The organism is Herminiimonas sp. (assembly GCF_030645555.1).
Taxonomy (GTDB): Bacteria; Pseudomonadota; Gammaproteobacteria; order Burkholderiales; family Burkholderiaceae_D; genus Oxalicibacterium.
In genome coordinates, this window is the sequence record NZ_JAUSME010000085.1 from 1 (window position 1) to 10,122 (window position 10,122).

The 10,122-nt window shown below is 54.7% G+C and carries 18 protein-coding genes and 1 pseudogene; 2 read left to right on the top strand and 17 right to left on the bottom strand.

Annotation, left to right across the window (positions count from 1 at the left end; all coding sequences use genetic code 11):
* From rpsH to Q7T06_RS03440, 17 genes and pseudogenes are all read right to left on the bottom strand, one after another.
* A pseudogene (gene rpsH / locus Q7T06_RS03360) lies at window positions 1–80 on the bottom strand (30S ribosomal protein S8); the annotation flags it as partial.
* Window positions 81–94: 14 nt separating this feature from the next.
* Window positions 95–400: a 30S ribosomal protein S14 gene (rpsN, locus tag Q7T06_RS03365; RefSeq protein WP_304780138.1), complete on the bottom strand. Its 306-nt coding sequence runs from the start codon at window positions 398–400 to the stop codon at window positions 95–97.
* 7 nt (window positions 401–407) lie between these two features.
* Complete coding sequence (rplE, locus tag Q7T06_RS03370; RefSeq protein WP_304780141.1) at window positions 408–947, bottom strand: 50S ribosomal protein L5; 540 nt, start codon at window positions 945–947, stop codon at window positions 408–410.
* 6 nt (window positions 948–953) lie between these two features.
* On the bottom strand, window positions 954–1,268 hold the full coding sequence (gene rplX / locus Q7T06_RS03375) for a 50S ribosomal protein L24 (RefSeq protein ID WP_304780144.1): 315 nt from the start codon (window positions 1,266–1,268) through the stop codon (window positions 954–956).
* Window positions 1,269–1,277: 9 nt separating this feature from the next.
* Window positions 1,278–1,646: a 50S ribosomal protein L14 gene (gene rplN / locus Q7T06_RS03380; RefSeq protein WP_011872519.1), complete on the bottom strand. Its 369-nt coding sequence runs from the start codon at window positions 1,644–1,646 to the stop codon at window positions 1,278–1,280.
* A gap of 222 nt (window positions 1,647–1,868) precedes the next feature.
* Complete coding sequence (gene rpsQ / locus Q7T06_RS03385) at window positions 1,869–2,141, bottom strand: 30S ribosomal protein S17 (RefSeq protein WP_011872520.1); 273 nt, start codon at window positions 2,139–2,141, stop codon at window positions 1,869–1,871.
* Complete coding sequence (gene rpmC, locus Q7T06_RS03390; RefSeq protein WP_304780151.1) at window positions 2,141–2,332, bottom strand: 50S ribosomal protein L29; 192 nt, start codon at window positions 2,330–2,332, stop codon at window positions 2,141–2,143. The genes rpsQ and rpmC overlap by 1 nt, the downstream gene beginning before the upstream one ends.
* Window positions 2,333–2,343: 11 nt before the next feature.
* Complete coding sequence (gene rplP, locus Q7T06_RS03395) at window positions 2,344–2,763, bottom strand: 50S ribosomal protein L16 (protein ID WP_304780157.1); 420 nt, start codon at window positions 2,761–2,763, stop codon at window positions 2,344–2,346.
* Window positions 2,764–2,765: 2 nt separating this feature from the next.
* Window positions 2,766–3,617: a 30S ribosomal protein S3 gene (rpsC, locus tag Q7T06_RS03400; RefSeq protein WP_304780163.1), complete on the bottom strand. Its 852-nt coding sequence runs from the start codon at window positions 3,615–3,617 to the stop codon at window positions 2,766–2,768.
* Window positions 3,618–3,626: 9 nt separating this feature from the next.
* Window positions 3,627–3,959, bottom strand: a complete 333-nt coding sequence (gene rplV / locus Q7T06_RS03405; protein ID WP_304780203.1) for a 50S ribosomal protein L22 — start codon at window positions 3,957–3,959, stop codon at window positions 3,627–3,629.
* Window positions 3,956–4,231 carry a 30S ribosomal protein S19 gene (rpsS, locus tag Q7T06_RS03410; RefSeq protein WP_008113170.1) on the bottom strand — a complete coding sequence of 92 codons (276 nt, stop codon included), beginning with the start codon at window positions 4,229–4,231 and terminating at the stop codon, window positions 3,956–3,958. The genes rplV and rpsS overlap by 4 nt, the downstream gene beginning before the upstream one ends.
* A 9-nt stretch (window positions 4,232–4,240) precedes the next feature.
* Window positions 4,241–5,068, bottom strand: coding sequence for a 50S ribosomal protein L2 (gene rplB, locus Q7T06_RS03415; protein WP_304780176.1), 828 nt, complete (start codon window positions 5,066–5,068; stop codon window positions 4,241–4,243).
* Window positions 5,068–5,385, bottom strand: a complete 318-nt coding sequence (rplW, locus tag Q7T06_RS03420) for a 50S ribosomal protein L23 (RefSeq protein ID WP_304780181.1) — start codon at window positions 5,383–5,385, stop codon at window positions 5,068–5,070. Before rplW ends, rplB begins: the two co-directional genes overlap by 1 nt.
* On the bottom strand, window positions 5,382–6,002 hold the full coding sequence (gene rplD, locus Q7T06_RS03425) for a 50S ribosomal protein L4 (RefSeq protein WP_025603563.1): 621 nt from the start codon (window positions 6,000–6,002) through the stop codon (window positions 5,382–5,384). The genes rplW and rplD overlap by 4 nt, the downstream gene beginning before the upstream one ends.
* 2 nt (window positions 6,003–6,004) lie before the next feature.
* Complete coding sequence (gene rplC / locus Q7T06_RS03430) at window positions 6,005–6,661, bottom strand: 50S ribosomal protein L3 (RefSeq protein ID WP_304780187.1); 657 nt, start codon at window positions 6,659–6,661, stop codon at window positions 6,005–6,007.
* 269 nt (window positions 6,662–6,930) lie between these two features.
* Window positions 6,931–7,914 carry an MORN repeat-containing protein gene (locus Q7T06_RS03435; protein WP_304780191.1) on the bottom strand — a complete coding sequence of 328 codons (984 nt, stop codon included), beginning with the start codon at window positions 7,912–7,914 and terminating at the stop codon, window positions 6,931–6,933.
* Window positions 7,915–8,080: 166 nt separating this feature from the next.
* Window positions 8,081–8,587, bottom strand: a complete 507-nt coding sequence (locus Q7T06_RS03440) for a hypothetical protein (RefSeq protein WP_304780194.1) — start codon at window positions 8,585–8,587, stop codon at window positions 8,081–8,083.
* Window positions 8,588–8,784: 197 nt separating this feature from the next.
* Between Q7T06_RS03440 and Q7T06_RS03445 the strand changes: the two genes are divergently transcribed.
* Window positions 8,785–9,360 (top strand): TerD family protein, encoded by a 576-nt coding sequence (locus tag Q7T06_RS03445; protein ID WP_304780197.1) that lies wholly within the window; start codon window positions 8,785–8,787, stop codon window positions 9,358–9,360.
* Window positions 9,361–9,425: 65 nt separating this feature from the next.
* Window positions 9,426–10,122: ATP-grasp domain-containing protein (locus Q7T06_RS03450; RefSeq protein WP_304780200.1), on the top strand; the 697-nt coding region annotated here is incomplete at its 3' end.

Consider the following 10,122-nt stretch of genomic DNA (forward strand, 5'->3'; position numbering starts at 1 on the left):
ATAGCCACCGACGATATTTGCACAACTTGCGCATTGCGGATACGGGTCAGCATCTCGGCGATAGGATCGCTCATACTCATTGCTTATTCTCCCATTACCAGCTGGCTTTAGTCATACCGGGAATTTCGCCACGCATGGCGCATTCACGGAGCTTAATACGGCCCAAACCGAACTTACGGAAAGTGCCACGCGGGCGACCAGTCAAAGCGCAACGGTTACGTTGACGAGTAGGAGCCGAGTTACGTGGCAACGCCTGCAATTTCAGGCGCGCTTCGTAGCGCTCTTCTTCCGACTTCGATTGGTCATCAATGATTGCCTTCAACTCGGCGCGTTTGCCAGCGAATTTCTTCACCAGGTCAGCACGCTTTTGTTCACGGTTAATCAGTGCCAGTTTTGCCATGGCAACCTCAGTTTCTGAACGGAAATTTAAATGCGGCGAGAAGCGCTTTGGCTTCGTCGTCGGTCTTCGCAGTCGTCGTGATACTAATATTCATACCACGCAACACGTCAATCTTGTCGTACTCAATTTCGGGGAAAATGATCTGCTCTTTCACACCGATATTGTAATTGCCACGACCGTCGAATGCCTTGCCCGAAATACCACGGAAATCGCGCACACGTGGCAACGCAACAGTGATAAAACGATCGAGGAATTCATACATCTGAGCGCCGCGCAAAGTCACCATACAACCAATTGGATAACCTTCGCGAATTTTGAAGCCGGCAATCGCTTTACGCGCTTTGGTGACGACTGGCTTTTGGCCAGCAATCTTGGTCAAATCGCCAACTGCATGCTCGATGATCTTTTTGTCCGCAATCGCTTCCGACAAACCCATGTTCAGGGTGATCTTCAGGATGCGCGGAACTTCCATTACCGATTTGTACGCGAATTTCGCGGTCAAATCGCCAACGACTTTTTCTTTATAGAATTCTTGGAGACGGGCCATGATCTCTTAAACCTTAACGACTTCGCCACTCGACTTGAAAACGCGGACTTTCTTGCCATCCACATCTTTAAAGCCGGCACGATCTGCCTTGCCAGTTGCTGCATTAAACAATGCAACATTCGACACATGAATTGGCATCAGCTTATCGACGATGCCGCCTGTTGCACCTGTCATCGGGTTAGGCTTGGTCGCTTTTTTAGCAACGTTCACACCCTCGACAACCAGGTAATTAGCGTCAACGCGACGTTGTACAACACCACGTTTGCCTTTGTCTTTGCCAGTCAGCACAATGACTTCGTCGCTTTTACGAATCTTATCCATCACGACTCCTTACAGAACTTCGGGCGCAAGAGAAACGATTTTCATGAAGCGCTCAGTGCGCAGTTCACGTGTAACCGGTCCAAAAATGCGCGTACCAATTGGCTCCAGCTTTGCGTTAAGCAAAACTGCTGCATTGCTGTCGAACTTGACCAGGGAGCCATCTTGACGACGAACACCCTTGGCAGTACGCACAACAACTGCGTTATATATCTCGCCTTTTTTCACACGACCACGTGGCGCAGCAACCTTGACGGTGACCTTGATCACATCGCCAATGCCAGCGTAACGGCGCTTTGAGCCACCGAGCACCTTGATGCACATGACTTCACGAGCACCCGTGTTGTCGGCTACTTCGAGCCGGCTTTCAGTTTGAATCATAGTGTTTTCTTTCCCAACTTAACCCGCGCTTGCACACAATGTACATTTGCAGTCAGTCTTGGTCCCGGCAGCCCGCCGAAAGCAGACTGATGAGGTGGACGATTTCCAAAATTTCGATAAGGCAAATTCTGGGTGCTAAAACTTTACCGCTTTTGAAACTTAAACATTACAACAGCGAAGCCCGCTATTATTACACCAAAATAGCGGGCTCGCAACAACTAATTAAACTATTTGTGCAGCTTGTACAACGCGCGTCACGGTCCAGGCTTTAGTCTTGGAAATAGGACGACCTTCTTGAATTTCGACCGTATCGCCAGCTTTTGCCTGGTTGCCTTCATTGTGCGCATGATACTTGTTCGAGCGCATGATGATTTTGCCGTACAAAGGATGCTTGACGTGACGCTCAATCAACACGGTGACAGTCTTGTCCATCTTGTCAGAGACGACTTTGCCAATCAACGTACGCTTCAGCGCTTGTTTTACTTGATCGTTCATTATTTGGCGTCCTTCTGATTCATGACCGTTTTCACACGTGCTATGTCGCGACGTACTTTCTTCAGTTGCGAAGTGTTGTTCAGCTGTTGTGTTGCAATCTGCATACGCAGACCGAACTGCGCTTTCAGCAGGTCGTTCAGTTCTTTGGTCAAAGCCGCTTGGTCTTTGCCTTGGAGTTCAGATGTCTTCATATTCACCCCTATCATTGGCCGACTTGACGGACGACGAACGCAGTCAATAGCGGCAGTTTAGATGCGGCCAGACGGAACGCTTCGCGTGCCAGAGCTTCGTCAACACCATCCATCTCATACAACATTTTGCCTGGCTGAATTTCAGCCACGTAGTATTCCGGATTACCCTTACCGTTACCCATACGGACTTCAGCAGGTTTGTTCGAAATTGGCTTGTCCGGGAAAATACGGATCCAGATACGGCCACCACGTTTGATGTGGCGTGTCATTGCACGACGCGCCGCTTCAATTTGACGCGCTGTGATACGACCGCGACCAATTGCCTTCAAACCGAATTCACCAAACGATACGGCAGTGCCGCGTGAGTGGGAGATACCGGTGTTACGGCCTTTTTGCTCTTTACGATATTTTCTGCGTGCTGGTTGCAGCATGATTATTCTCCTGCTTTCTCAGCCGAAACAGCACCGTCGACAGCGGCATCCGGCTTTTTGGCACGAACACGTTTAGCGGCCGGTGCGGCACCTGGCGCAGCTGCTGCACCTGGTTGACCTTCTGGGCGTGCTGTACGTGGACGGCTGCTTGGTTTGCCATCGTCACGGCGTGGGCCACGACGCTTGGTGTCATCTTCCTTGGTCAGGTCGACTGGTGGTTCGCCGCTAGGCAAACGATCACCCTTGTAGACCCACACTTTGATACCGATGATGCCGTAGGTTGTTTCAGCTTCGCCGAAACCGTAGTCAATATCAGCGCGCAGTGTATGGAGTGGCACGCGACCTTCGCGATACCATTCTTTACGTGCGATCTCGATACCGTTCAAACGACCGGACGACATGATCTTGATACCTTGTGCGCCAAGGCGCATAGCATTTTGCATCGCGCGCTTCATTGCACGACGGAACATGATGCGTTTTTCCAATTGCTGTGCAATCGAATCAGCGATCAGTTGTGCATCGGTTTCAGGCTTGCGAATTTCTTCGATATTCACATGAACCGGCACGCCCATCATTTTGGTCAGCGCGGATTTCAACACTTCAATGTCTTCGCCTTTTTTACCGATCACGACACCAGGACGTGAGCTGTAAATTGTGATGCGAGCATTCTTGGCCGGACGCTCAATAATGACGCGACCAACCGAAGCGTTCTTCAGTTTGGTTTTCAGGTACGCACGCACTTTGAGATCTTCGTTGAGCATGGTGGCAAAATTGCTATTGCCAGCATACCAACGCGATGCCCAGTTACGCGTAACAGAAAGGCGGAAACCGGTTGGATGTATCTTCTGTCCCATCGTGACTCCTTAGTTACCGACAGTCACATAGATGTGACAGGATTGTTTAGAGATACGATCACCACGGCCTTTTGCACGCGCTGTGAAGCGCTTAAGGATCGGGCCCTTTTCGACGTAGATTGTTTTTACAAACAACTCATCGATATCCGCGCCATCATTGTGCTCGGCGTTCGCAATTGCGGACTCCAGAACACGCTTGATGATCGCAGCGCCTTTTTTAGGGCTGAACTGCAGAAGATTCAGAGCGGCGTCAACTTTTTTGCCGCGAATCTGATCCGCAACAAGACGACCCTTCTGATCCGAAAGGCGCACGCCTTTGAGAATAGCTTTGGTTTCCATTATTTCTTAGCCTTCTTGTCAGCAGCATGACCCTTGAACGTACGGGTCAGCGCGAATTCGCCGAGCTTGTGACCAACCATGTTCTCGGATACGTAAACCGGTACGTGTTGCTTACCGTTATGCACCGCGATCGTCAAGCCGATGAAATCCGGCATGATGGTCGAACGGCGCGACCAGGTTTTGATTGGCTTTTTGTCTTTGATCGCTTGTGCGGTCTCAACTTTTTTCACCAGGTGGGCGTCACAGAACGGCCCTTTTTTTAATGAACGTGTCATGTCTTATCCTTATTTCTTGCCGCGGCGCGAGACGATCATAGAAGTCGTGCGCTTGTTGCGACGCGTCTTCTTGCCTTTAGTCTGCTGGCCCCACGGTGATACCGGATGACGACCTGCTGCCGTTTTACCTTCACCACCACCATGCGGGTGATCGACCGGGTTCATGACCACACCGCGAACGGTAGGACGAACACCACGCCAACGCATCGCACCTGCTTTACCGATCTTGCGCAAGCTGTGTTCGGCATTGCCGACTTCGCCTACGGTTGCACGGCATTCGACGTGCACACGGCGAACTTCACCGGAGCGCAAACGAACTTGAGCGTAAGTACCTTCACGTGCCATCAAGACCACGCCAGCACCAGCGGTACGTGCCATTTGCGCGCCCTTGCCAGGCAACATTTCCACGCAATGCATGATGGTGCCGACAGGGATATTGCGAATAGGCAGGCAGTTACCCGATTTGATCGGAGCTTGCGCACCATTCATCAATTGATCGCCAACGGTCAAACCCTTGGTTGCAATGATGTAATGACGTTCGCCATCTGCGTACAACAGCAACGCAATGTTAGCCGTACGGTTTGGATCGTATTCGATACGTTCCACTTTCGCAGGGATACCATCCTTGGTGCGTTTGAAGTCGATAACGCGATAGTGCTGCTTATGACCACCGCCGATATGGCGAGTGGTGATGTGACCGTTGTTGTTACGGCCGGCAGTTTTCGATTTCTTTTCGATCAGGCCTGCAAATGGACGGCCTTTGTACAGGTCGGCATTGACGACCTTGACCATGCCACGGCGACCAGGCGAGGTCGGCTTGACTTTAACGAGTGCCATTATTTAGCCTCCTCGGAGAAGTTGATTTCCTGGCCAGGCTTCAGGCACACGAAAGCACGCTTGGTATGGTTGCGACGGCCATTGAAACGGCCCGAACGCTTTTGCTTACCTTCGCGATTGACTGTCTGGACCGACAGGACTTCAACCTTGAACAACAGTTCAACGGCTGCCTTGATTTCAGGCTTGGTCGCATCCGGCAGTACGCGGAACACGATCTGCTCGTTCTTTTCCGCGACCATGGTGGCCTTCTCGGAAATGACCGGCGCCTGGAGCACCTTCATCAGGCGCTCTTCGCTGAATTTGATTACGGCGCTCATGCGAACATCTCCTCGATCATGGCCAGTGCTGCTTTGGTGACCACGATTTTTTTGTAGAACACCAGCGACATCGGATCAGCGTGACGTGGCTCGACGACGAGTACGTTCGGCAGGTTGCGCGATGCCAACAGCAGGTTTTCTTCAAGATTGTCGGTGATGATCATGACCGATTCCAGACCCATGCCCTGCAGTTTTTGCGACAGCAGCTTGGTCTTCGGAGCATCGATGCTCAGGCCTTCGACCACAACCAGACGCTCTTCACGTGCCAGCTGGGACAGGATCGAGCAGATACCTGCGCGATACATCTTCTTGTTGACTTTGTGGGTGAAGTTTTCGTCAGGCGAGTTCGGGAAAATCCGACCGCCGCCGCGCCACAGAGGCGAGGACGACATACCAGCACGCGCGCGGCCGGTACCTTTTTGGCGCCATGGCTTTTTCGTCGTGTGATGGACTTCTTCACGGTCTTTTTGCTTGCGGTTACCCGAACGGGCATTTGCAGCGTAAGCGACCACGATCTGGTGAATCAGGGCTTCGTTGTAGTCACGGCCGAAAACGGTATCGGCGGCGGCAACATTCGAACCTGCTTGTCCTTGCTCATTGAGAAGCTTGAGTTCCATAATTAAGCTCCCTTCTGTGCTTTGGATTTAATGGCAGGCGAAACGATGACCTGGCCATTTTTCGCACCTGGTACGGCGCCCTTGACCAGCAGCAGCTGACGGTCGGCATCGATACGGGCGATTTCGAGATTCTGTACAGTACGGTTCACGTCACCGAGGTGGCCGGTCATGCGCTTACCAGGGAAAACACGACCTGGATCCTGCGCCATACCAATCGAACCTGGAACGTTGTGCGAACGCGAGTTACCGTGGGTAGCGCGGCCGGAAGCGAAGTGGTAACGCTTGATGACGCCAGCGTAACCCTTACCGATCGTGACGCCTTGGACGTCGATCTTCTGACCGACTTCGAACAGGGAAGCAGCGACAACGTCGCCGGTTTTCAGTTCGGCAGCTTTGGCAGCATCTACGCGGAATTCGCGCAGCATGGTACCGGCTTCCACGCCAGCTTTGGCGTGATGACCCGCTACAGCCTTGTTCACGCGGGATGCGCGACGTTGACCGAAAGCGACCTGAACAGCGGTATAACCGTCTGTTTCAGGAGTTTTGATTTGCGCAACACGGTTGTTCGACACGTCGAGCACGGTAACTGGGATCGAATCCCCGTCATCCGTGAAGATGCGCATCATACCAACCTTGCGACCGAGAAGGCCTAGGCTCATTTTTTCTCCATTCCCACCTGCGATTGGGCGGGGCTGATGTTTAACTACCAAGTAAAGGACAGATTCAAAAAAGACGAATCCATACCGAAGCCGGCTAGTATAACGCGCAAAAGGGCTTGACGCAATAACTAAGTTGGGGGTATGTGGGGTGTTTATGTGGCGAACCGACGATCAATTTCATGAGCGCCCCCCCTGACTGGCCTCCTCCGGGCAAACCTTGTTGCGCACTGTATGACGGCGTGGGAGGGAGGGAGGGACGGCGAACCGGCCTAGTCGACGAACCTCATTTCATAATAATAAAACATTTCACATGGCTTGCCAGCGCACATGGCTGGCTTATATTTTTCGTTCATGGCGAGCTGGGCTGCCAACTCTGCATTCTCCCTATCGGGCTCGCCGAATGCAGTGACAGACTTGGCCTGGCCGTTCGCGCCGACCTTGACAATCAGCGTCAACACACCCGCCACGCGTCGCACCCGATTTGCTATCTCGCCCAACACCGTCCCGGTGCCTCTCAAGGGATAAGGCGGCTCATCCGCCGGATCCATCAGCGGATACTCGGCAGCAATGAGCCGCTTTTGTTCCGGGCTCATCTGTGCATAGCCAAGATCGAAAGGGAGTGGCCCGCCCTTGCCAATGGTCACTTTCATACTTGCCCCCCTCCTGTCATCATTCGACCTGAGTTTGTAAATGGGGAGATTCTCGGTAGCCGTTGGTGGGGGTGCATCTGGCCAGTGGCCGTTCTCGAACTGATACTCCGCCCGCCGCCCGCCGGGGTAGACGATGGTGCCTTTTCCGTGATACTTCCCGTCCTGCCATGCTCCTTCGTAGCTGCCACCAATCGCGTACACTTGCTTCCCGCTACCGTGCCGTAGACCGGCCTTCCACTGACCATCGTAGCGGTTACCGAACTGATCGACAAATATGCCAAAGCCGTCGCGTTTTCCGTCGACATAGTAGCCTTCGTATTGCGCATTGTCCGCACTCGTGCTGTAGCCCATGCCGTGATAGCGGCCGCGGCGCATTCCACCCTCGTACGTGTTCGTGATCTTGCCCAGCCTGGTCCACTCAAGTTTGCCTTCGCCGTCGGCAAAGCCATCTTTGCACGGACCGGTCCACTTGGCATCGACGTCACTGAGCTCATCCCAGTGTACAAGCTGGCAGTCTTTTGGACCCACGATGGTTCCGGCATCTACGGCCAGAACAGCGTTGCTCATCATCATAGCCAACGCGGCAACAAAAAATAGTTTCATGGGTCTGGGGACGAATTGTGTAGCCCACAGTGTGTTCCAGAGGTGGATGCTTGTCAAATGTACATTTTTGCGAAAAAGGAAAGCACGAGAGCGTCATCATGCCGGTGAGCTTGAGTTTGCTTCCTGGCGTGTGGACCGGCCAGGAAGTCCCGATAGTGATGCGCGATCAGGGGGCGAGAACGCGCTTCCCGTGGGCCGCAGCGTGCACCCGCGACCACAGACGGGCCATGTGCGCCACCAGGCCGCGCCGCACCGCACCGCTGCGCAGGCGCTCTTCGGCCGCCAGCGGCACCGCCAGCTCCCAGCGCAAGGGAATGGTGTCGGCCACTTTGGTATAGTGGCTGAGCATGGTTGTCGTTTCCGCGCCACCAAAATCGAGGTGGTGCTCCTGCAGGAACAGGAACATCGGGGCGATGCGCGGCTTCTTTTCAGTCACCGTCACCTCGGCGCAGGCCGGAAGGCGGCTGCCGTCGTTTAAAATTGCAGTTGCCGCAACGATGTACTGTTGTGCTGAACCGGCCGGAATACGGTCCAATTCAGTGGGACGGATCAGTGATTCGCCTTGCCCGTCCGCGTCGTCCTCGTTGAGCGCCCATTCCCACACGGGATAGGCGTGCAGGTCGGCGCGCGTTACCTTGCGGAGGGGTCGGCGGCTGGCGAGGTCGGTAGTCATGAGGAAAGTGGAGTTGCGGAGGGGAACCATGCCAGTCTACGGGATGGCGCGCTTTCCTGTCCAGCAACGCGCGGTGTTCCGTTGCTTCCCCGCTAAAATATATTGCTTGATTGATTAAGCTTCGATCCCATCTATTGATGTTGTCACATCCGCCCGGCCCGCGCCGGGTCTTTCGCAGTTCACACAAGGAGATATGTATGGCAATCAGTTTGCAAAAAGGCGGCAACGTCAACCTGAGCAAGGAAGCCCCGGGCCTGACCAAGGTCATCATCGGCCTCGGCTGGGATCCGCGTGCTACCGACGGCGCCGCTTTCGACCTGGATGGCAGCGCCTTCATGCAGAAGGCCGATGCCAAGGTGCGCGGCGATACGGATTTCATTTTCTATAACAACCTGAAATCGACCGACGGTTCCGTGCTCCACCTGGGCGACAACACCACCGGCCAGGGCGAAGGCGATGACGAAAAGCTCACCGTCGACCTGAGCAAGGTTCCAGCCGAGATCGACAAGATCTCGTTCTGCGTCACCATTCACGACGCGGAAGCGCGCAAGCAAAGCTTCGGCATGGTCAGCAAGGCCTTCATCCGCTGCGTCAATGCCGACGGCGAAAAGGAAATCGTGCGCTACGACCTGTCGGAAGACAGCTCGACCGAAACCGCCATGATTTTCGGCGAGCTGTATCGCGCCGGCGCTGAATGGAAATTCAAGGCCATCGGCCAGGGCTTCAAGGGCGGCCTGGGCCCCCTCGCCCGCTCGTTCGGCGTCAACGCCTAAGCACGTCCCCGCGGCGCCGCGCCCCGGCGGCGCCGCCATTATTCTGTATCTATAAGGTAAGTCCCATGCGTGTCTGGTTCAACAGGACGTTCTCGTCCGTGCATACGGCAATCGAACTCATCCGCGAAGCGGATGTCGAAGGCCGTTTCCACATCATCTACAGCAATGCCAATCCACACGCTACCGCAGGCCGCGTGGCACACGAGTTCCACGTCGAGCCGACCGGCATGGACGCCGACACCTATATTCAGTGGTGCCTCGACTTCTGCCGCGAGCACAAGGTCGACATTTTCATCCCAGGCAAGCAATCGACCACGCTGGCAGGCAAGCACGCCCTGTTTGAAGCGCAGGGCACGCGCGTACTGAGCGCCGGCAAGCCCGAAGCGCTGGAACTGATCCACGACAAGGCACGCTTCTACACCGAAACCGACCTGCCAGGTGCGCGGGTCGCCGATTTCCGCATTTTTGAAAACGTGGCCCAGTTCGATGCGGCTCACGCCGAACTGCGCCAGATCCACCCCAAGCTGTGCGTGAAGCCCTCGGAGTCGGTGTTCGGCCTGGGCTTTGCGATCCTGGACGAAGAACGCAGCAGCGCCGCCCTGCTGCTGGCCGGCGCCGAATATCACATCGGCCTGGGCGACATGCGGCGCGGCCTGGCCGAGCTGGGCGAGTTCCGCACCATGCTGCTGATGGAATACCTGGACGGCCACGAATTTTCCGTCGACTGCGTGGGCGACAACGGCCGCCTGGTGGCCGCCGTCG